The organism is Myxococcus stipitatus DSM 14675 (assembly GCF_000331735.1).
GTDB classification, from domain to species: Bacteria; Myxococcota; Myxococcia; order Myxococcales; family Myxococcaceae; genus Myxococcus; species Myxococcus stipitatus.
The window spans coordinates 5,155,747-5,176,961 of record NC_020126.1 but is presented as its reverse complement, the minus strand read 5'-3'; the positions used below and the strand labels follow the sequence as shown (position 1 = coordinate 5,176,961).

At 67.6% G+C, this 21,215-nt stretch carries 14 protein-coding genes; 6 read left to right on the top strand and 8 right to left on the bottom strand.

Annotated features, from left to right (window positions below; all coding sequences use genetic code 11):
* Window positions 1-243: 243 nt before the first annotated feature.
* A complete protein-coding gene (locus MYSTI_RS20060) occupies window positions 244-1,503 on the top strand; it encodes an MFS transporter (RefSeq protein ID WP_015349610.1) in 1,260 nt (419 codons plus the stop codon).
* Window positions 1,504-1,509: 6 nt separating this feature from the next.
* Here MYSTI_RS20060 and MYSTI_RS20055 read toward each other — a convergent pair whose 3' ends face one another.
* Complete coding sequence (locus MYSTI_RS20055; protein WP_015349609.1) at window positions 1,510-2,880, bottom strand: cytochrome P450; 1,371 nt, start codon at window positions 2,878-2,880, stop codon at window positions 1,510-1,512.
* A 122-nt stretch (window positions 2,881-3,002) separates the two neighbouring features.
* Between MYSTI_RS20055 and MYSTI_RS20050 the strand changes: the two genes are divergently transcribed.
* The 4 genes from MYSTI_RS20050 (at window position 3,003) to MYSTI_RS20035 (ending at window position 11,099) form a co-directional block, all read left to right on the top strand.
* Window positions 3,003-6,506: a pyruvate carboxylase gene (locus MYSTI_RS20050; protein ID WP_015349608.1), complete on the top strand. Its 3,504-nt coding sequence runs from the start codon at window positions 3,003-3,005 to the stop codon at window positions 6,504-6,506.
* Between the two features lie 64 nt (window positions 6,507-6,570).
* A complete protein-coding gene (locus MYSTI_RS20045) occupies window positions 6,571-9,372 on the top strand; it encodes a M20/M25/M40 family metallo-hydrolase (protein ID WP_015349607.1) in 2,802 nt (933 codons plus the stop codon).
* A gap of 60 nt (window positions 9,373-9,432) precedes the next feature.
* Window positions 9,433-9,786 (top strand): hypothetical protein, encoded by a 354-nt coding sequence (locus tag MYSTI_RS20040; RefSeq protein WP_015349606.1) that lies wholly within the window; start codon window positions 9,433-9,435, stop codon window positions 9,784-9,786.
* 134 nt (window positions 9,787-9,920) lie between these two features.
* The gene (locus tag MYSTI_RS20035; protein ID WP_015349605.1) at window positions 9,921-11,099 is read left to right on the top strand and encodes a carboxylesterase family protein; all 1,179 of its coding nucleotides are present in this window, start codon (window positions 9,921-9,923) and stop codon (window positions 11,097-11,099) included.
* Between the two features lie 147 nt (window positions 11,100-11,246).
* On the opposite strand, the gene MYSTI_RS20030 is transcribed toward MYSTI_RS20035, so the two are convergent.
* The 6 genes from MYSTI_RS20030 to MYSTI_RS20000 all read right to left on the bottom strand — a co-directional run bounded on the left by MYSTI_RS20030 (window position 11,247) and on the right by MYSTI_RS20000 (window position 18,872).
* Window positions 11,247-12,032, bottom strand: a complete 786-nt coding sequence (locus MYSTI_RS20030; protein WP_015349604.1) for a LytR/AlgR family response regulator transcription factor — start codon at window positions 12,030-12,032, stop codon at window positions 11,247-11,249.
* On the bottom strand, window positions 12,029-13,087 hold the full coding sequence (locus MYSTI_RS40880) for a sensor histidine kinase (protein WP_015349603.1): 1,059 nt from the start codon (window positions 13,085-13,087) through the stop codon (window positions 12,029-12,031). Before MYSTI_RS40880 ends, MYSTI_RS20030 begins: the two co-directional genes overlap by 4 nt.
* Window positions 13,088-13,095: 8 nt before the next feature.
* On the bottom strand, window positions 13,096-13,677 hold the full coding sequence (locus MYSTI_RS20020) for a hypothetical protein (protein ID WP_015349602.1): 582 nt from the start codon (window positions 13,675-13,677) through the stop codon (window positions 13,096-13,098).
* A 171-nt stretch (window positions 13,678-13,848) separates the two neighbouring features.
* Complete coding sequence (locus tag MYSTI_RS20015) at window positions 13,849-14,574, bottom strand: hypothetical protein (protein ID WP_015349601.1); 726 nt, start codon at window positions 14,572-14,574, stop codon at window positions 13,849-13,851.
* Between the two features lie 551 nt (window positions 14,575-15,125).
* Window positions 15,126-16,838 (bottom strand): hypothetical protein, encoded by a 1,713-nt coding sequence (locus tag MYSTI_RS43180; RefSeq protein ID WP_015349600.1) that lies wholly within the window; start codon window positions 16,836-16,838, stop codon window positions 15,126-15,128.
* A 780-nt stretch (window positions 16,839-17,618) separates the two neighbouring features.
* On the bottom strand, window positions 17,619-18,872 hold the full coding sequence (locus MYSTI_RS20000) for an NADH:flavin oxidoreductase/NADH oxidase family protein (protein ID WP_015349599.1): 1,254 nt from the start codon (window positions 18,870-18,872) through the stop codon (window positions 17,619-17,621).
* A gap of 69 nt (window positions 18,873-18,941) precedes the next feature.
* Between MYSTI_RS20000 and MYSTI_RS19995 the strand changes: the two genes are divergently transcribed.
* Entirely contained in the window at window positions 18,942-19,526 is a 585-nt protein-coding gene (locus tag MYSTI_RS19995; RefSeq protein WP_015349598.1) for a TetR/AcrR family transcriptional regulator, read from the top strand.
* Window positions 19,527-19,596: 70 nt separating this feature from the next.
* Here MYSTI_RS19995 and MYSTI_RS19990 read toward each other — a convergent pair whose 3' ends face one another.
* Window positions 19,597-20,916 carry an Ig-like domain-containing protein gene (locus MYSTI_RS19990; RefSeq protein ID WP_233278331.1) on the bottom strand — a complete coding sequence of 440 codons (1,320 nt, stop codon included), beginning with the start codon at window positions 20,914-20,916 and terminating at the stop codon, window positions 19,597-19,599.
* Between the last annotated feature and the right edge of the window lie 299 nt (window positions 20,917-21,215).

Here is a 21,215-nt window from a genome sequence, read left to right as displayed (position 1 = left end):
CGTGTCTGCTCCCTTGCACGCGAGCGCAAAGTGCTCGCGCCCCACCGATAGCGCTCCCCCTTCCTCCGCCCGGGAGGTATGTGACGAAGCCGCCCGGACCGGGGACGAAACCGCCCTGGCGCGGGATGAGACCTGAATCACGGTTCATGTTTTCGGGCACTTGCGAGCAGGCGGATTCTCCACGCGCTGCGTCGAACGCTTTCGGTCTTGCTCCGAGGGGACCAAACCCATTGAATCCCGTGCATGCGATTCCTGCGTGAGCTGCGCTCGGTCCTCAACCTGACGGTGCTGGTGGCCGGGCTGGGCTACTTCGTCGACCTCTTCGACATCACGTTGTTCGGCGTGGTCCGCGCCACCTCGCTCCGGGACATCGGCATCACGCAGCCGGAGGAGGTGCTGTCGAAGGGCATCCTCATCTACAACTGCCAGATGGTGGGGATGATGGTGGGCGGGCTGCTGTGGGGCGTGCTCGCGGACAAGCGCGGGCGCCTCTCGGTGATGTTCGGCTCCATCCTGCTCTACTCGTTCGCCAACCTGGCCAACGCCTTCGCGTGGGACGTGACGAGCTACGCGGTGTTCCGCTTCCTGGGCGGCGTGGGCCTGGCGGGTGAGTTGGGCGCGGCCATCACCCTGGTCGCGGAGTCCCTGCCCAAGGAGAAGCGCGGCCTGGGCACCACCGTGGTGGCGACGCTCGGCATGCTGGGCATCGTCGCGGCGGCCTTCGTGGGCCAGCACCTGCACTGGAAGACGGCGTACCTCACCGGCGGCTTCATGGGCCTGGCCCTGCTGTTCGCCCGCTTCAAGGTCTCCGAGTCGGAGCTCTTCACCAAGAAGACGGACCCGTCCCGCGCCAACCCGCTGCTGCTGCTGCAGGGCGGACGCTTCCTCAAGTACGTCTGCTGCATCCTGATCGGCGTGCCCATCTACTTCACCACGGGCATCCTCTTCACCTTCGCGCCGGAGCTGACGGCGGGCCTCAACGTCCAGGGCACCGTGACGGCCGGCAACGCCATCCTCTACGGCTCCATCGGCCTGACGCTGGGAGACCTCCTGGCGGGCCTGTTCAGCCAGTGGCTCAAGAGCCGCAAGCGCGCGGTGGCGCTGAACCTGGTGGGCGGCTTCGTGCTGATGCTCGTCTACGGGCTGACGCCGGGGCTCACCAGCACCACCGTCTACCTCCTCACCTTCCTCATCGGAATCATGGTGGGGTACTGGGCGGTGCTCGTGACGATGGCGGCCGAGCAGTTCGGCACCAACATCCGCGGCACGGTGGCGACGACGGTGCCCAACTTCGTCCGGGGCTCCGCCGTCTTCGCCGCCACCGGCTTCGCCTACCTCAAGGGCCACATCTCCGTGCCCGCGGCGGCCATCACCGTGGGCTCCATCTGCTTCGGCCTCGCGCTGCTCGCGCTGACGCGGCTGGAGGAGACCTTCCACCGCGACCTCGACTACGAGGAGTCCGCGCCCGACGCCGTCCCCGTGGGCTCCTCGCAGCCGTCCTGAGGCCTCTCAGCCCTGGCGGGCGCGCATCCGGACGGGCATGCCGTGCTTCGGCACGAACGTCAGGCGCGTCTGCCACTCCACGGGCGTCTTGCCCAGGTACTCCACGTCGAGCTGCTGGAGCACCGCGGCCAGCGTCTGCACCGTGTCCACCAGGGACATGTGCTGGCCCACGCAGATGCGGCTCCCCGCGCCGAAGGGCACATAGGCGCCCTTGTGCATGCCCGTGAGCCGCTCCGGCAGGAAGCGGTCCGGGTCGAACGTCTCCGCGTCCTTCCAGTGGTCCGGGTGACGGTGGATGGCGTAGGGGCACAGGAGCAGCTGCGTCCCCTTGGGCAGCATCACCCCGCCGACCTCCACCTCGCTCGCCGTCTCGCGGAGGATGGTCCAGGCCGGAGGACACAGCCGGTTGATCTCCTGCACCACCCGGTTCGTGTACGGCATCTTCGCCACGTCCTCGTAGCGCGGCGGCGCGCCCCCCGTCACCCCCTGGACCTCGTCCCGGATGGCCTGGGTGACCTCGGGATGCTGGGTGCAGGCGTGGATGGCCCACGTGAGTGACGTGGCGATCATCTCGAAGCTCGCACCGAAGAGGTTGACGATTTCGTCACGCACCTCCTTGTCGTTCATCGACTCGCCGGAGTCCCGCGCCTTCGCCTCCACGAGCATGGACAGCAGCGTGATGTCACCGTCCTCCGTGCCCCGCCCCCGCCGCTTCCCGATCCGCTCGTAGATCCACCCGTTGATGAGCTTGACGGACGTGTACACACGCTCGTGCCGAGGGTCCATCCGAGGCATGAGGTTGTAGAGGAGCACCGACAGCGGGGAGACGCGCCGGCCGAAGACGTCGATGGCGTCCATGATGCGGTCGAAGTAGGCGATCTCCGGCTGCTCCTCGAAGCAGGTGCGCCACATCACGCCGAACATCAGGCGCGCGCCCTCGGTGTACATGTCGAAGGACTCGCCCCGAGCGCCCATCTCCTTCCAGCGCTCCACCGACTTCGCCAGCTCCTCGCTGAAGATGCCGGACCACAGCCGCACCTTCTCCTTGTGGAACAGCGGCTGGACCATGTGCCGCTGCCGCTTCCAGTGGTCTCCCCGGCTCACCGTGAGCCCGTTGCCGTTGAAGGGGTTGTCGATGAGCGGCTTGGGGAAGGTCTGGGGCTCGTCGATGAGCACCCGCTTCACGTCCACCGGGTTGCGCAGGAAGGCGATGGGGGTCTTGTAGACCCGTATCAAGGACACATCGCCGTAACGGGCGTGGAGCTTGTTGGCCAAGGCCAGCGGCTCGCTCAACATCGGAAAGAAGCTTCCCAGCACGGGCAGTCCCCGGGGGCCGGCGAGGCGGCGCCCGGAGGATGAGGAAACTGAGGTGTCCATGACCCCGATTTGCTCGTTTCGCCCTCGCGCCGTCAAGATTGCCTCGCACTGACCTGAATCCGACGTCCGGCCCCGCTCCCGTTGCGCTCGAAGGCTCCAGCGCCCTATCCCCGTCCCAAGCCATGGCTCAGACCTCCCTACGCCCCATTCAGAAAGTGCTGTGCGCCAACCGCGGTGAGATTGCCATCCGCGTGTTTCGCGCTTGCAACGAGCTGGGTATCCGCACCGTCGCCATCTACAGCGACGAGGACCGCACCCACGAGCACCGCCACAAGGCGGATGAAGCCTACCGCGTGGGTCACGGCAAACGCCCCGTGGAGGCCTATCTCGGCATCGAGGAGATTCTCGACGTGGCGGTGCGCGCGGGAGTGGACGCCATCCACCCGGGCTACGGCTTCCTCTCGGAGAACGCCCTCTTCGCCGAGGCCTGCGAGCGCCGAGGCATCCGCTTCATCGGCCCCAGCTCCGCGGTGGTGCGGACCATGGGCGACAAGGTCGCCGCCAAGCAGCTCGCGAAGCAGGTCGGCGTGCCCACGGTGCCGGGCACCACGCTGGAAGGCGACGACACGCGGGTGCTCGCCCAGGCCCGGGAGTTCTTCGCCGAGCACGGCGGCCCCGTGCTCGTGAAGGCGGCCCACGGCGGCGGCGGGCGCGGCATGCGCGTGGTGCGCGAGGAGAAGGACCTGGAGGCGGCGCTGGCCTCGGCGCGCTCGGAGGCCCAGAGCGCGTTCGGTTCTTCGGCGGTGTTCCTGGAGAAGTTCCTGGAGAAGGTGCGCCACATCGAGGTCCAGCTCCTGGGCGACCTGCACGGCAACCTGGTCCACCTCCACGAGCGCGACTGCTCCGTGCAGCGCCGCCACCAGAAGGTCATCGAGATTGCCCCCGCGCCCAACCTCTCCCCGGCGCTCAAGCACGCCATCTGCGACGCGGCCGTGAGGCTGGCGCGGGAGGCGGGCTACAGCAGCGCCGGCACCGCGGAGTTCCTGGTCTCCGACGACCACTTCTACTTCATCGAGTGCAACGCGCGCCTCCAGGTGGAGCACACCGTCACCGAGCAGGTCACCGGCGTGGACCTGGTGCAGAGCCAGATCCGCATCGCGGAGGGCTACGCGCTGAACGCCCCGGAGGTGGGCATTCCCTCGCAGGAGTCCCTCCAGCCTCGCGGGTACGCGGTGCAGCTGCGCGTCACCACGGAGGACCCGTCCAACAACTTCATGCCGGACGCGGGCATCATCACCGCGTGGCGCGCGGCCACGGGCTTCGGCATCCGGTTGGATGGCTCGAACGGCTACACCAACGCGCACATCTCCCCGTACTACGACTCCATGCTGGTGAAGGTCATCGCCTACGCGCCCACGTTCCAGGGCGCGGTGATGAAGGGCCAGCGCGCGCTGCGTGAGTTCCGCATCCGAGGCGTGAAGACCAACCTCCCCTTCCTGGAGAACGTGCTGCGGCACCCTGCGTTCCAGAAGGGCGAGACGTACACGCGCTTCATCGACGAGACGCCGGAGCTGTTCCACCTGGCGCCTCGGCGGGACCGCGCCAGCAAGCTGCTCACCTACCTGGCCGAGGTCATCGTCAACGGCCACCCCACCATCAAGAAGCACCAGCGGCTCAAGCCGAACCAGTTCCTGGAGCCCCGCCTCCCGGTGGCGCCTCCGGGCACTCCGCCCCGAGGCACCGCGCAGATCCTCGCGGAGAAGGGCCCCCGGGGCCTGGCCGAGTGGGTGCTGGCGCAGAAGCGCGTGCTGCTGACGGACACGACGATGCGGGACGCGCACCAGTCGCTGCTCGCCACGCGCATGCGCACGCGGGACGTGCTGCGGGTGGCTCCGGCGACGGCGCATCTCGCGTCGGACCTGTTCAGCCTGGAGAGCTGGGGCGGCGCGACGTTCGACACCGCGTACCGCTTCCTCAACGAGGACCCGTGGGCCCGGCTGCGCGCGCTCAAGGCCGCGGCGCCCAACCTGCTGCTCCAGATGCTCCTGCGCGGCGCCAACGCCGTGGGCTACACGAGCTACCCGAACAACGTCGTGGAGGCGTTCATCGACGAGGCGGCGGAGGCGGGCGTGGATGTCTTCCGCATCTTCGACAGCCTCAACGACCTGGGCAGCATGGAGGTCTCCATCAACCGCGTCCTCAAGACGGGCAAGGTGGCGGAGGTGGCCATCTGCTACACGGGCGACGTCGCGAACCCCAAGCGCAAGAAGTACACGCTGGACTACTACGCGGACCTGGCGAAGCGCATCGAGGACTCGGGCGCGCACTTCCTCTGCATCAAGGACATGGCGGGCCTCCTGCGCCCCCGCGCCGCGGCCACGCTGATGGACCGGCTGCGCGAGGTGACGCGGCTGCCCATCCACCTGCACATGCATGACACCGCGGGCAACGGCATCGCCAGCTACCTGGAGGCCATCGAGCACGGGGTGCACATCGTCGACGTGGCGCTGGGCAGCATGGCGGGCCTCACCAGCCAGCCCAGCCTCAACGCCCTGGTGAGCGCGCTGCGTGGGCACCCGCGCGAGACGGGGCTCGCCAACGCGCGGCTCCAGCCGCTCGCCAACTACTGGGAGGACGTGCGCGAGTACTACGCCCCCTTCGAGAGCGGCCTCAAGAGCACGACGAGCGAGGTCTACTACCACGAGATTCCCGGAGGCCAGTACTCCAACCTCCGGCCTCAAGTCGCCGAGATGGGGCTGCTCAACCGGTGGAACGACGTGAAGGATGCCTTCGCGCTCGTCAACGTGCTGGTGGGCGACATCCCGAAGGTGACGCCTTCGTCGAAGATGGTGGGCGACTTCGCCATCTTCCTCTTGAAGAACGACCTGATGGTGCGCGCGGCCACGCTCGCGGAGGCCGCGACGCTCACGCACGCGAAGCTCATCGCGGAGGCGCCGCGCCTGGACTTCCCCTCCAGCGTGGTGGGCTACTTCCGAGGAGAGCTGGGCCAGCCGCCGAACGGCTTCCCGGAGGACCTGCGCACGGCGGTGCTCAAGGGCCTGCCGCGTGTCGAGGGCCGTCCCTCCGCGAGCATGCCCGCGCTCGACCTGGAGGCCCTGCGCGCCGAGTTGACGAAGAAGACGGGCCAGCCCATCTCCCGCGTGGACGCCATCTCCAGCGCGCTCTACCCGCGCGTCATGGCGGGCTACCTGGATGACGCGGCCCGGTTCGAGGACGTCTCCATCCTCGACACGCCGAACTACTTCTACGGCATGGAGGTGGGTCAGGAGATCTGGGTCGACCTGGAGCCGGGGAAGACGCTGGTCATCAGCCTGTCCGCCGTCGGCGAGCCGGATGAAGATGGCCTGCGCACCGTCTACTTCGCGCTGAACGGACACAACCGCACGGTGCAGGTCCGCGACCGCAGCCGCGCGGCCCGAGTGGAGGCGCGGCGCCAGGCGGACCGCTCCAATCCCAACCATGTCGCCGCGAGCATGCCGGGCACCGTCATCGCCCTCCATGTCAAGGCCGGGGCGACCGTCGTTGCGGGCGCGCCGCTCGTCACGCTGGAGGCGATGAAGATGGAGACGGTGGTGCGCGCGCCTCGCGCGGGCACCATCGCGGAGGTGGCCACCACGCTGAAGGCCTCCGTCCAGGGAGGGGACCTGCTCGCCGTGCTGCAATAGCGCGCAAAAGATGCGGAGGGCCGGACGTTGAGTGTGGGCGCGGCCTTTGACATGGTCGCGCCCCATGAAGCGAGCCCTCCTCTCAGTCCTGGCGCTGACGTCCTGCGCCACCCCCACGCTCCCGCCCGCAGACACGGGAGCGACCTCCACGTCTCCGCAGGTCCCCGCGCTCCCGGAGGAAGTCCGGCTGGCGGACCTGCGGCAGATGACGTTCGGCGGCGAGAACGCCGAGGCCTACTGGTCCTTCGACGGCAAGCAGCTCTCCCTCCAGGCCCGCCACGAGGGCATGGGGTGCGACCGCATCTACCGGATGACGGTGGACCCCGTGAGCGGCGCCGCCGCCAAGGTGGACCCGGTCTCCTCGGGCAAGGGCGCCACGACGTGCGCGCACTTCCTGCCGGGTGACCAGGAGGTCATCTACGCGTCCACGCACCTGGGCGGCCCCGAGTGCCCGCCCAAGCCCGACCACTCCATGGGCTACGTCTGGGCGCTCTACGACAGCTACGACATCTTCAAGTCCAACGCGGATGGCACGGGTGTGCAGCGGCTGACCGACGCGCCGGGCTACGACGCGGAAGGCACCGTGTGTGCGAAGGACGGCTCCATCCTCTTCACGTCCGTTCGGGATGGGGACCTGGAGCTGTACCGGATGGACCGCGACGGGAAGAACGTGAAGCGGCTCACGCACTCGCCCGGGTATGACGGCGGCGCGTTCTTCAACGCGGACTGCTCGCAGATTGTCTGGCGTGCGTCGCGGCCTCAGCCGGGCAAGGCGCTCGACGACTATCAGGGGTTGCTCAAGCGCGGGCTCGTGCGGCCCACGAAGCTGGAGCTGTATGTGGCCAACGCGGATGGCTCCGAGGCCCGGCAGATCACCTGGCTGAATGGCGCCGCGTTCGCGCCGTTCTTCCACCCCAACGGTCGGCGCATCCTCTTCTCGTCGAACCACGGTGACCCCAAGGGCCGCGAGTTCGACATCTGGGCGGTGGACGTCGATGGCTCGAACCTGGAGCGCATCACCCACGCGCCGGGCTTCGACGGCTTCCCGATGTTCTCGCCGGACGGCAAGTGGCTGGCGTTCTCGAGCAACCGCGCCACGGCGCAGGGCAAGAACGACACGAACCTGTTCATCGCGCGCTGGGTGGAGGACGCGAAGCCGGGCGTCGCCGAGGGCGCTCCGGAGCGCATCCGGGAGGACGTCACGTTCCTCGCGGACCCGGGTCGCGAGGGCCGGGGCATCGGCACGGAGGGCCTGGAGGCCTCGGGCGCGTTCGTGGAGGCGCGGTTCATGGAGCTGGGGCTGAAGCCCGCGGGAGACGCGGGGGCCTATCGCCAGGCGTTCCCGGTGACGACGGCGGTGCGGCCCGCGGCGGGGACGCAGGTGCGTCTGGGGAAGACGGTGCTCGCGGGTGACGCCTTCACGGTGCTGGGGTTCTCCAGCCAGGGACAGGCCCAGGGGCAGCTGGTCTTCGCGAACTATGGCATCTCGGAGCCGTCACTCGAGGTGGACGACTACGCGAAGCTGAAGGTGAAGGGGAAGGTCGTGGTGGTGCGCCGCTTCGTTCCGGACAGCGCGGAGTTCGGAGACACGGACAAGCAGCGGCGCTTCGGAGACCTCCGGTACAAGGCGTGGCAGGCCGCGCAGCGCGGCGCGAAGGCGCTCATCGTGGTGGACTGGCCGCAGGCGCCGACGCCCGCGCCCAAGGAGTGGCAGATGCCGCCCGAGGCCACCCTGCCCTCGCTGTCGCCCGAAGGTCCTGGCGACGCGGGCATCCCGGTGGTGGTGGTGAAGCGCGCGGCGATGGAGCCCCTGATGCCGACGCTCGTCGCGGGCAAGCGCGTCGAGGCGCAGGTCGTGGTGAAGCTCGAGACCGAGCAGCGGCCGGCGTTCAACGTCGCGGCGGTGCTGGAGGCCGGAGAGGGCAAGCTGCCGGGGACGGTGGTGGTGGGCGCGCACTATGACCACCTGGGGTTCGGTGGACGGTCCTCGCTGACGCCGGACCGGCACGAGCCGCACGTGGGGGCGGATGACAATGCCTCCGGTGTGGCGGCGCTGCTGGAGATCGCGCGGGCGCTGAAGGAGCGCCAGGGGGAGCTGAAGCGGGATGTGCTCTTCGTGGCCTTCTCGGGTGAGGAGACGGGCCTGCTGGGCTCCACGCACTTCACGCGTCAGCGGGGCGATGCGGCGATGAAGCAGGTCACCGCGATGCTGAACCTGGACATGGTGGGACGGCTGCGCGCGAGCGGGCTCTCCGTGCTGGGCGCGGAGTCCGCTGGCGAGTGGGGGCCGCTGCTGGCCCGCGCCTGTGGCGAGGCGCGCGTCACGTGCAACCCGAGTGGAGATGGCTATGGCCCCAGCGACCACTCGCCGTTCTACGCGGCGGGCGTGCCGGTGCTGCACTTCTTCACGGGGACGCACTCGGACTACCACAAGCCTTCGGACACGGTGGCGCGGCTCAACGCGGTGGGGACGGCGCAGGTGGCGCGCGTCGTGTCGGCGGTGACCTTGGGATTGGATGGGGCGACGACGCTGACGTACCGCAACGTCCCCTCCCCCGCGCCGCGCGGCGACATGCGCAGCTTCAACGCGTCGCTGGGCACGGTGCCGGACTACGCGGGCCTCCCGGCGGGGCAGAAGGGCATGCTCCTGGCGGGCGTGCGCGCGGGGGGCGCGGCGGACAAGGCGGGAATGCTGCGAGGCGATATCCTCGTGCGGCTGGGCAAGCACGCCATCGGCGGCGTCGAGGACCTGATGTTCGTCCTCAACGCCTCCAAGCCCGGTGAGACGGTGCAGGCGACGGTGCTGCGAGACGGCAAGGAAGTGCCGCTCGAGGTGACGTTCCAGGAGAGCAAGCGCCCTCGCTGAAATGGAATGGGTCGCCGGGTAGTCTCCGAGCTCTCATCCCTTGCAAGGAGACTGACAGGAATGAAAGCGACCCTCTTCCTCATTGCCTTCACGGCCTTCACCGCGGCGGCGCCCCAGCCCAAGCTCCAGCCCAAGCCGGCCGCCGCCACGCCCAAGCGCTGCGGCGGCGCCTCCAACAAGCAGTGCCCCCAGAGCGCAATCTGTGTGGGTGAAAAAGAAATCAAGGGCGGCGTCGGTGTCTGTCTTGCGAACCCCAAGCCCTGCGGCAACTTCTTCGGAGACGTCTGTCCGAACAAGACCGACGTTTGCATCAGCGACCCCAGAATCCAGTGCCCTCCGGGTGCGATGGACTGTGGTGGCGGGGTGTGCCTCCCAGGAGTGTGGGCCAAGCAGTTTGGATTGAAAACAAACTGAGCGAGAGGCCCCTGTCCGGGCATGCGCGGGGGCCCGCTGGGTGTGCGGGCTCCCGGAAATACCAGACATAAAGCGATTCCCGTGGTGGGTTCGTTACTGCCAGTCGTTGGCCCCCACCCCCAAGGAAACGCCCCATGAATCCACAGTCGTGGAAGAAACTTCGCCCCCTCCTGCTGGTCGCGCTGTGGGCAGGCAGCGCGGTCGCGAACACCCCGCCCGTCGTCTCCGCGGGTCAGGTCCAGAATCTGGTGCTGCCCACCTCGCGGACGACGCTGAGCGGCACGGCGAGCGACTCCGACGGAACGATTGTCTCGAGTCAGTGGATACAGACGCTGGGCCCCAACACCGCCACGCTCACGAATGCCTCCTCACTGACGACAACGCTCTCCGGCCTCGTGCAGGGCGCGTACATCTTCCAACTCACCGTGACGGACGACGGCGGAGCCCGTCGATCAGCCAGGACCTACGTGAGGGTGCATGCGGCCCCGCCGGGACGAGGCACCGTGACGGAGGTCCACAAGACCTCCCCCTCGCCGGGGAACTACGGCTACGTGGTCTACCTTCCCGCCGGCTACTCGGTGGGCACGAACTGGCCGGTGGTGTTCTTCCTCCATGGCACGGAACACAAAGGGGACGGAGGGCCGGAGGAACTCGAGCGCGTCCGGCGGGAGGGCCCGTTCCGCTACATCGACCAGGAAGGGAAGGACTACCCCTTCGTGCTCATCGCGCCGCAGACATCCCTCCACGGCGAATGGAACCAGTTCGAGGCCCAGCACTACCTGGGCCCCTTCGTCAGCCAACTCCAGGCGACGTACAAGGTCGACCCCCACCGGACCTACATCGCGGGTCTGGGCCTGGGGGGTGGTGGCGCCATCAACTTCGCTGCAGTCTTCCCCAACAGGCTCGCGGCCATCCTCGCTGCGGGCCCGAGGTCGTGGGCCGGAGCCCAAAGCATCTCGGATGGGATGATGAACGCGGGGCTCCCCGTGTGGGCCATCCATGGCAAGGATGACACGGCCTATCGATACGAGGCGACGGCCTCCTGGTTCGACCAGTTCGGCACTGCCATGGGATCAACCCGCGGCGTGCTGGCCGACTACACCGCCCCCTTGGAGAACCAGACCGCCTTCTTCCGTCCCGCGACGGGTGGCTGGCAGTGGGTCAGCGGCCAGACAGCCGTGGACCCGAGTGGCGCGGCGCCCTCGCGCCCCGTGCTCTTCACGATCCGCAACCCGGGTGACCAGGCCATCGGAGACATCGTCTTCAAGGACCCGAACGTCTGGGATTGGCTGCTCGCGCAGCGCAAGCCCTGAGGTCCTCCGCCTCCGGGCGCGCGCATGAACGGCGCGCCCGGGTCGTTCCGCGGCGACGTCCTCGAGGGGATTCGTGCGATACCGCGCGCTCCTCGCGGTCTTCGGCTCCTCCCGCGTGCCGGCCCGACCTGTCGACCTGCCGGGCACCTATGAGCGACGGCCCGGAGGACTCCGCGCCATCGCCGCGCCACCCAACCGCTCTCGCAGCTCGCGCAGACGGTCGCGAGCAACGGGGAGCACCGTCCCGTCCTTCAAGTGCGCACGGGCGTCGCCGTACCCGCCCTGAACCATCGTGACCGCCCCGAGCCGGACGAGCGTGGCGCGGTGGATGCGCAGCCAGCGCGACGGGTCGAGCCGGCGCTCCAGCTCCGCGAGCGAGATGTCCACCACATCGGCGTGCCCGGCACGCACCGCGTAGACGAGCCGGTCCTCGGCGTAGAGGTGTGTGACGTCCTCGAGCTCCACCACGTGCACACGGGTGCCTGTCCTCGACGTCAGCCGAGTCAGCGGCGCGGGGGGCTGGAGCGCCACCTTCAGCGCGCGTAGGCGCTCCTGCGCGAGCTCGGGGTGCATTCGCTCCAGCTTGTCCAGCGCACGGAGGAGACCTCGCGTGTCCACGGGCTTGAGCAGGTAGTCCACGGAGCTCACCTCGAAGGCGCGCAGCGCGAACGTGTCGAAGGCCGTGGTGAACACCACGGGCGGCGGCATGGCGAGGGCCTCCACCAGCGCGAAGCCATCGAGTCCCGGCATCGACACATCCACGAAGAGCGCATCCGGCGGCGCGGTGCGCAGGGACTCCAGGGCCTCCACCGGGTCGGTGAACGTGGCGACCACCGTCACACGCCCCGTGTCCTCGAGCATGCGGGCAAGGCGCCGCAGGGCCAGCGGTTCGTCATCCACCAGCACGGCGCGAAGGAGCCTCGGCGCGCTCATGTGGCGTCCGTCCGCGGCAGCCACACCCTCACGCAAGCGCCGGCGCCGCCCTCGCCGCTCGAAATGGACAAGCCCGCCTCGTCCGGCCCGAAGGAGGACGCCAGCCGCCGCGTCAGCATGTCGAGCCCGTGCCCTGGTGGCGGAGCCCCTGAGATGCCGGGGCCGTCGTCGCGCACCTCGATGCGCAGGTGGTGGGCATCCGCGAATACAGTCACCTGGACCTCGCCGCCCTCGCGCCGCTGGGCCACGGCGTACTTCACGGCGTTCTCCACCAGCGTCTGCACCGAGAAGGGAGGCACGGCGATCCGCTCGAGGCCCGGCTGGACGTCGAGCGCGCAACGCAGCCGTGCCCCCAGCCGCACGCGCTCGAGCTCCAGGTAGTCGGACACCAGGTCCAGCTCACGCTGGAGCGGGACCTGTCGCCCGGCCCCCGCATCCAGCGAGGAGCGCAGCACGGAGGCCAACCGCTCCACCATGGCCTCCGCGGCGCGTGGGTCCTCACGCACCAGCGTGGCGATGGAGTTGAGGGTGTTGAAGAGGAAATGGGGCTGCAGGCGCGCGGACAGCGCGTCGAAGCGGGCTTCGGCCTCCAGCAACTCCGCGCGCTCGCGCAGGGCCTCGGCCTCGCGCAAGCGAGCATCCCGCTTGCGGATGCGACCCGCCATCCGGGAATACGCGAACGCGCACAGCCCCGCGGGCAGGCTCAATGCCAGACCGATGCCGCCATCGATGACCAGGTGCCGCTTCAACGCGGAGGCGGGAAAGGCGCCCAGGCCCGTCAACGTCACGGTCGCCAGGGTCATCATCACGGCGGTGATGGCCGCGCACGCGGCCATGCAGCGGAGCAAGGCGGCCACGGGCGGACCGTGCATGGCATGCCGGCCCACCGCGGGCATCACCAGCATCGACGGGAAGCCGATGAAGGTGCCGTAGAAGACACTGAGCGCGTAGATGCGGGTGACCCCGGAGAGCGGCTCGGACGAAGGGATGACGAGGAACGCGGTGACCAGCGCCGCGAGCAGCAGCGTTCCGCCCGCGAACAAGGCCCAGCGCATCCCGGGGGTCACTTCGCGCGCCGCACCGTCATGTCGAGAAACAGACTGAATGTCTTGCCTCCGTCGCGTGAAAGTTCTCCCTTTTCCACCCACACGTTGTCACGAACGTTCAGCGTGAAGCGGATGCGGCCGTGAGGCATGTCGAAGCCCCACTGGAAGACCCCGTCGCCCAGGAGCTTCATCTCGGTATCCACGACGCCACCGCCGATCCGATAGGCACTGAAGCGCACCCGACCTTCGGCGTCATCCCAGGAGAAGACGCCGAGGGCCTGGTGCACGGGGACCTCGGTGGCCTCCGGGCCCGCGCGGCTGGTCCCCAGTCCCTCCACGATGAGGACGGTTCCATCGAGGCGCGACTGCACGGACTCCTTCAGTTGGAACGTCTTGCGGCCCCCCGCCTGCGGGCCCATGTCGATCCACCCCTCACCCTGCCACTCACCCACCAGGACCCGCAGCGGAGAGAGCTTCTCCCGGTGCCGGGCGGCGGCCTCCGCGGGGGACGCTGGACGCCGCGGTGGGGCTGGCTCCGCCGCGAGGACCGAGGTGGTCAGTGCGAGCACGAGGACAGCCAGGACGTTTCGGACAGGCATGCGAGGAACTCCGTGGTGGGTTCCTGCTCGTCGTACTTCGGGGGCGATGACAGGGCGGGCGGGTTCCGACGAGGGGTCGGAATTCAGGGATGAGGGGCTATCTCCATCACCCTCGGACAGACTGGCGTCACCGGCCGTCAGGATTGGTCGCCGCTGACCCTGACCTATCCCTCACCAAAGGATCTGGACTGACGACACGCGGTCATTCCAGGAAGCCCAATAGGCAAAGGGCCCCCACCATTCAGCAAAGCCATGCCACCGAAGGCTGCGAATGGCCGTGCCTCGATAGACCCACAACTTGCGTCCTTTGAAGTCCGAGTGCTGATGGATCACGGTCCAGGTCGCGCAGGGCGCCCCCCAAAGCGACGAAATCTTGTCATTCCACCGGCCAAGACGTGAGAGAGCCATTCCGGGCCATAGCGCGAAGTAGCCTTCGCCGGTGTCGTACGCCGTATCCATGAAGAAATAGGCTGGGGAGTCGACTTGCGGACACTGCAGTTGCACTCCCTGCGGGGTCTCGCTGGGGTACTTCCCCGTCATGAACAGGTAGATCTGGAGCTCATCCGTGGTGCGGAATCCCAGAATGGCTTGTCGCTCCGCCGCATTGTCGTCGACCACGAAGTGGGAGATGTGGATTCCCTGCTCTCGAATCTCCTGCGCGGTGTAGAGAACATCCCCCACCAGGAACTGGCCTTCCGAAGCGAAGTCATCGCCCAACGCTTCTTCCAATCCGGGCTCCGCATCCGAGAAGGCATCCTGGAGCAAGGCGGGGACAATCTCCTCATCGGGAGGAACGGGCTCGAGGTCGTGCTCTGGAATGGGTTCCTGGGCATCCGCGAATGCCAGGCTCGATGCCAGACACATCATCAACAGCGACACAGGGCGATGTCGTGACATGGACTGTGCTCCCTTGGGTGGCCGACGGGTTCTTCCAACGAGGTTCGCTCCGCTCAAGGCCCGAACAGCACCGCCCCTATGCCTGCAAGCCGCCTGCAATCGTGTCCGGGCGACAAAGCACGTCAGGCCTTCTCACCTGCGGAACGAGGCTCGGGCAAGAGACGCAAAGCCTCTCACGACTATCTGCAATCGCCAGGACGAATGCAATGCCGTCACCCTATGTACTTCCACCTAGCCCAAGGAATGGCAGGGAATCGCTTCATCAGCATTGGCAGCACCAAGCAAAAGTCAGGGCTGGGCAGGCCGAGAGCAAGGGGCGTTCCCACTTTGAAGGGCATGGTCCGCAAACTCGCCCCTGACGCCTTCTGGCAGCGTATGTCGCCGCTGCTGCCGCCGCCTCGGCCGAAGAAGAAGCTGGGCCGCCCTGGGCCGCTGCGTCATGCGCCTACGACGCCGCGGTCCTGGCATTTGCTAGGAGCTGTTAGGGCGGCTCGCTTGCCTCTTCCGGCTTCGGCTCTGGCTTCGTTTGAGGGAAGGGCTGTCCCGGGGGCTCACCCAACGTCGCTGCAGATGCGGAAGCCAATCTTGCAGGCCTGATAGGCACCCCAGTCGTCCGCGAGGAAGAAGCTCCGCTTCGGTGAAGTCCCCCGTTCGATGATTGCTTCCAAGTCGTGGGTGTTGATCGCGGCCGCTTCGCCGCCTACATGTTCGTACAACCACTCTCCGAAGGAGTCGGAACAGAGGAATGGCACGCCCCCAAGTCCCTGGCGCCAAGGGAGCTCCGCTTTGAAGCGGGCCTTCAATTGAAGGCGTCCGTAGTCACTGCCAACCCTCCAATGGGTGAGTGGCTTTCCATCGTGCCAGGTGAAGTCGACACAACCTGATTCCACACGGCGGTTGTTCTGGGAGGGCAATGCTCCGGGGTGGAGAGCCAGGTACTCCTCCACACGCAAGAGCCGCACGGGAATCCGCCGGATGGATTCGAACCAAGTCAGGTAGGCGAGCGCATCGAACCAGGTCACCGTGACGGGCAGGTGCGATGGGTCCTGCCCGTTTGCGTCCTCCAATGACGGCTCTACCTGACGGCGCTCGCGGTAGCAGCTGAGGCGCAGGAAGGTATCGAAGTCGGCGATGGTCACCAACGGGGAGACAAAGAGTCGCTTCCCTGCAGCTTCCACGGCACTCCAGTCCGCCGGGTATGTAACAGGTGATGGAGGCGGCAATTCATTCATGTCTCCCGTGGACACCAGGTATCGCCGAAGAACCTCCGCCCCGCCCGGGTACTCCGCGCTTTTCCCGCCTGTGGCATAGAAGTGCTCCTCCGCGAGATGCGTCTCTCTATATCGCCAGACTCCAGCTCGGGCGTACTCAAAATCCGCGCAGCACTCGGATTGGAACAATCTGTTTGGTACATCTTCGGCTGCAAGGCTTGTCGCGAATGGCCGGCCCGGTGGTGCGTGCCCCCGAAGATTGGCGAAGACGAAGTCCCATGCACCCTCTGGTCCTCGCAGGATGACCAGCGTGTTCGTCACCGGCAGCACGTCCACCCATCCAAGTGGTGACTGCTCAATCCACTCGCGGAAGACTGCCATCACCGCATGCGCGGCTCTCGTGGACCGCGTGCGCAACTCCAAAGAGCTGTCATTCTGCCAATATGTCTCAAGAACAGCACCTGAGCCATCCCGTGGACTGAGAAGCACATCCCCCAGGAAGTTCGCTCCGGAGGTCCACTCATCCATGTGTTTGGCGAGGAGGAGGGGGGCCAGCGAGCTGTCCTGCCGGGCTTCTGAGATGAGGTGGCCCAAGGGCTTGTACGACACAGTCATCCACCGCTCTCGGGACGGAAGGTAGGGTTGCGCCGCAGAGACAATCAATTCCCAGTCGAACCCGTCGACACCCAGCCATACACGTCGAGGCATGGGCCGCCCGGAGTGGAAGAGCCGTCCTGACAGAGCCTCGCGGGAAAGCGTATGTCGAGAATAGGGAGCGCCGAAAAAGTTGCTCGGCTTCTGGAGGCGCTGCTCGCGAAAGAGGCGCTCCAGGCGCGGAACACCCTCTCGGAGGTAACCCGGGAATCCCCCTTCAAAGCCGAGCGCCTTCACCACGGCATTGAGTGTGGTGGTGTGCTGAATCTCCCTCTCGCGAGGCCCCTGACGAACCGCCTTGGCCGCAACCTTGAGTTCGTGCGGCCACAGCCCATCGATGGGTACGGCATGTCCATCACGCAGCGGCAGCCAGCGAGGGTGAGTCTGATCCTGTTGCATCTCCAGTCCTCTCCGCCGTCCAGGCACCCTCGTTCGGGCAAGGGAGGGCCCACTCCCTGTTCAAGGGACGCGCGCGCCTCGTGGCCGGACGGCAGGTGAACCGTCGTTGCAGGGTGGATATGGAGGTGGGTGACGAGAATCCGAGAGCTTTTGCAGGATCGAGGCGCGAAGGCCCCGCCGTCGGATGGCTCACGACCGTCCCATATTGGTAAACAGGAGCCTGCATTCTGTCAAGCCGGGGCTTGAAGACCCAGGGAAGGGCTCCTCGGTTCGTGCATCCCACACCTGCTTCGCATCGCCGTCGCCACTGCCTGATGCTGCTCGCTAGGTGTCTGCCTGCGGGCGCGATGCGGCCAGGGATGCTCTTTCGGCTTTCGTCGCGCGATGTTTGATCTGCTCTCCGTCCGCCACGTCGAGATCTCACCCATGGCTGCTTTCCTGCGGGTCAAGTCCGTGCACCCCAACTCCGGGCACGCTGCGCCGCGAGAAGTGTTCGCATGGATAACGAGTGGATGAATGCGAACGCGCAGCCTTTTGTGGCGAAGGTGAGGCTGTCTAGTTCCATGCTCAACCTCTCTAAGAGCCTCTAACAAATGTCAGGACAAAGTCGGCGAAAGTGGAGCAATACCGCGCAACCGGAGTCCACGCCGGTTCTTCTTGGAGGCATACGCCTTGTTGCCGTGAAGCTTCCTGGGGCGCCTCTGTCGCTGACCAGACGGCATCCTCACCAGCGGTACGGAGTCGACGAGAGGGAAGAGTTCGTGCGTGTCGCGCCGGCCACTACAAGGCCGTGCTCGTGCCCTGACGCGCGAGCAGCCACTTCCTGTAACGCCGCAGCGAGCAACGCCGGCTCAGCTCCTCCCGTGCATACGCGAGCAAGGGGCTGACGCTTGGACGCGGCACTCCGCCTTCTCCGAGCCGGCGCAGTTGATAGCGCACTCGAGCCATCCCCATCGCCGAGGCCATCGACTTGTTCTGGAGCGTGATGGGGCGAAGCTCGACCCGCGCGTCGACGCTCGACCTCCACTTGTTCGGCAGGTCCGGGTCCACCGCCAGCGCCGTGCCCATTCCGACCAATTCGACGCCCTCGGCCAGCACCTCCTCCGCCACGGGCCGCCGGACGATGCCTCCCGTGAGCATCAGCGGGAGCGGGCTGTTCCTCGCCAGCTCCTTCGCGAGCGTGAGGAAGTACGCCTCCCGCGCCAGCGTCCGCTCATCCGCGGACCGCCCCGCCATCGCGGGACTCTCATAGCTGCCCCCCGACAGCTCGACCACGTCGACCCCCAGCGGCGCGAGCATCTCAATCACCGCCCGCGCATCGGCGGCCTCGAAGCCTCCCCGCTGGAAGTCCGCCGAGTTCAGCTTCACCGCCACCGCGAACCTCGCCCCCACCGTCGCCCTCACGGCCCGCACGATGTCCAGGAGCAGCCGCGCCCGGTTCTCCAGGCTCCCACCCCAGCGGTCCGTGCGCCTGTTCGCCAGCGGCGAGAGGAACTGGGACACCAGGTAGCCGTGCGCCGCATGAATCTCGACGCCATCGAAGCCCGCCTCCTCCGCTCGCCGTGCCGTCTCCGCGAAGCGCGCGACGGTCGCTTCAATCTGCTCGGCCGTCATCTCGACCGGATGCGCCAGCCGGTTACTGAGCTTGCCGATGTCGACCCGGATCGCCGAAGGGCCCCACGCAACCCCCGGCATGTCGGCCATCACCTGCCGCCCCGGATGGTTGATCTGCATCCACACCTGCGCCCCTCCACTCTTCGCCGCCTCCGCCCAGCGCCGGAACGGCTCCAGCGGCGACTGCGCATCCAGCACGACCCCACCCGGCCCCGTCAGGGCCTCCGCATGCACCATCACATTGCCGGTGATGAGCAGCCCCGTGCCCCCCTGACTCCATCGCCGATAGAGATGCTGGAGCGACTCGCTGGGCAGCTGCCCCTCTCCCGCCATGTTCTCCTCCATGGCCGCCTTCACGAGCCGGTTGGGGAGGACCACACCGCTCGGAAGCGACAGGGGTGCAAACAGGGTCGATGACATCGCGTTCCCTCCTTCGGGGACCGGGGTTATGTTTACGGCGCTCACATATTGATAAGAGGAATGTAAGCGATGTCAACATCAAGCAAGGGGGGATACCACCACGGGGACCTGCGCGCGGCGCTGCTCGAGGCCGCGATGCAGATGCTCGAGGAAGGGGAGCCCTTCTCGCTGCGCGCGGTCGCTCGCCGGGCGGGGGTTTCTCCCACTGCGCCCTACCGCCACTTCGCGGACCGGGAGGCGCTCGAGTCCGCGCTGGCCACCGAGGGGTTCCGCGAGCTGAAGGCTCGGCTGACGGAGGGGCGAGCCCTCCCTGCGTCGGCCTCGGAGCTCGCCGAGCTTGGAGTCGCCTACGTCCACTTCGCGCTGGAGCGGCCCGCGTTGTTCCGACTCATGTTCGGACAACCCTGCAGCGACACCCACGACGAACGCGTCCAGGCGGCCTCCGAGCTGCGCGACCTGCTCGCCCTCCTCCTGGCCCACATCTTCCCGGAGGCCGATGCACCGTCCCTCGCAACCGCGGCCTGGGGACTGGTGCACGGCCTCGCGTTCCTGCACCTCGACGGCAAGCTCCCCGCCACGCCGCGCAAGGACGTCGCGATTCGCGTGCGCACCGCGTTCGAGGCCATTCTCTCCGCCAACGCACCTCGACGCTGACCTCGCGTCCACTCACGCGGGCGGGCACCAGGGCCCCGCCCCTCATGGGCAGGGCCTCTCCACATCCGTGCTACGGCGCGGGCATCAGGGCCAGCCCCAGGTTCCGGCCGCCGCCCGACTTCAGCGTCTGGATATCGCCGCCGTCGGACAGCCGGGCGCTCCGGACCGCTTCCCCCAGCCAATCCACCCAGTACACCCGTCCCGCCGCGACATCGATGGCGACTCCATGCACCGTGCTCTGGTTCGACACCAGCGGAGTGATGTCGGTGCCATCCAGGTTCGCGACATAGAGGCTGCTCCCGCGGGTCGCGAAGTACAGCTTCCCGCCGCTCACGTCGAGCGCGAGCCCCACGCCCTGCCCGCCCACGCCCGTGGCGAGGGTCTCCTTCTGGGTCCCATCCAGGTTGAACCGGATGAGCACGGTGTTGTTATAGGTGATGACATACACCTTGCCCCGCGAGGCATCGACCGCGAGGGCGGACGGACTGTCGATACCGCCGATGACTTGCGTGGGATTGCTCCCATCCAGCTCGGCGCGCATGACGCGCTTCCCGTTGAAGTCAGACCAGTACAGCTTGCGGTTCGTCGCATCGACCGCCAGCCCGCTGGGGAAGCCCCCATTCGCCACGATGTCGACCGGGTTCGCCCCGGCACTGTCCACCCGGACGAGGGCGCTGTCCCGCTTGTAGTAGACAGTCCGGGTGAGCGGGTCCGTGGCCACGACGGAGAGCCCGGCGATGCCCGTCTTGAGCTCCACCGCGTTCGCGCCGTTCAGGTCCACCTTCCACAACGAGTTGGTGGCCGTCACCCAGTAGAGGCTCGCCGGAGCCGTGACCTCGACGGTGAATGTGATCGAGGTGGTATCTGCGCCGTCCCCCACCGCGAGGGTGATGGTGGTGGTGCCGCTGACACCGGCGGCTGGAATGACGTGGAGGGTGCGGTTGGCGCCGGAGCCCCCCAGGACGAGCTTGCTCGGATCGTTGGGCACCAGGTCCGCGTTCGAGGACGTGGCGGTGACCGTGAGGCGGTCCGCGGGGGTGTCCACGTCTTCCACGGTGAAGGCCAGCTCGCCCGTCGAGCCGCCCGAGGCGATGCGCTGGTTTGCCACCGCGGAGAGCGTGGGCGCGTCGTTCGCCGGCTTGACGGTGAGGGTCACCTGGCCCTGCGCGGTCTGCCCCCAGTGGTCGATGACCTGGAAGCTGAGCGCATCCGCGCCGTCGTAGTCGGCGTTCGGGGTATAGGTGACGCTCCCATCGGGACGAACCTCGCTCAGCGTCCCATGGTCCGGAGCAGCGACGATGGCGTAGACCAGGCTTCCGAAGCCGCTGGCCTGGAACCGCAGCTCTACGGGCGCGTCTTCCGCCACCTCGACGGTGAGGTCCTGCGCCACCGGAGGCTCACCGTCCCGCTGCAGGTCGTGACACGCAACGAGGGTACAAGCAGCCAGTCCGAGCACCCAGCTGGTGCGCCATGGCGCGATCTGGGCTGTGAGCCCCTTTGAAAACAACGATGACATGCTGCCTCGCGTGCGCCCGACATGGACGCTTGGTCTCTGAGCGCGAGGTTCTCCGATGTGACCGACCGCCCTGTCAAACCCGTTCGACGGGACTCCTGAAATAAAGACTGGCGCCTGCGCCAGTCACGACAACAGGCGCCAAATCCAGACGCTCAGCCTCTCGGGAAGGACTC

Bases quoted from the DNA above. Each gene is read 5' to 3' on its own strand.
- MYSTI_RS20060 (WP_015349610.1), top strand. From the start codon at position 244: ATGCGATTCCTGCGTGAGCTGCGCTCGGTCCTCAACCTGACGGTGCTG.
- MYSTI_RS20055 (WP_015349609.1), bottom strand. From the start codon at position 2,880: ATGGACACCTCAGTTTCCTCATCCTCCGGGCGCCGCCTCGCCGGCCCC.
- MYSTI_RS20050 (WP_015349608.1), top strand. From the start codon at position 3,003: ATGGCTCAGACCTCCCTACGCCCCATTCAGAAAGTGCTGTGCGCCAAC.
- MYSTI_RS20045 (WP_015349607.1), top strand. From the start codon at position 6,571: ATGAAGCGAGCCCTCCTCTCAGTCCTGGCGCTGACGTCCTGCGCCACC.
- MYSTI_RS20040 (WP_015349606.1), top strand. From the start codon at position 9,433: ATGAAAGCGACCCTCTTCCTCATTGCCTTCACGGCCTTCACCGCGGCG.
- MYSTI_RS20035 (WP_015349605.1), top strand. From the start codon at position 9,921: ATGAATCCACAGTCGTGGAAGAAACTTCGCCCCCTCCTGCTGGTCGCG.
- MYSTI_RS20030 (WP_015349604.1), bottom strand. From the start codon at position 12,032: ATGAGCGCGCCGAGGCTCCTTCGCGCCGTGCTGGTGGATGACGAACCG.
- MYSTI_RS40880 (WP_015349603.1), bottom strand. From the start codon at position 13,087: ATGCGCTGGGCCTTGTTCGCGGGCGGAACGCTGCTGCTCGCGGCGCTG.
- MYSTI_RS20020 (WP_015349602.1), bottom strand. From the start codon at position 13,677: ATGCCTGTCCGAAACGTCCTGGCTGTCCTCGTGCTCGCACTGACCACC.
- MYSTI_RS20015 (WP_015349601.1), bottom strand. From the start codon at position 14,574: ATGTCACGACATCGCCCTGTGTCGCTGTTGATGATGTGTCTGGCATCG.
- MYSTI_RS43180 (WP_015349600.1), bottom strand. From the start codon at position 16,838: ATGCAACAGGATCAGACTCACCCTCGCTGGCTGCCGCTGCGTGATGGA.
- MYSTI_RS20000 (WP_015349599.1), bottom strand. From the start codon at position 18,872: ATGTCATCGACCCTGTTTGCACCCCTGTCGCTTCCGAGCGGTGTGGTC.
- MYSTI_RS19995 (WP_015349598.1), top strand. From the start codon at position 18,942: ATGTCAACATCAAGCAAGGGGGGATACCACCACGGGGACCTGCGCGCG.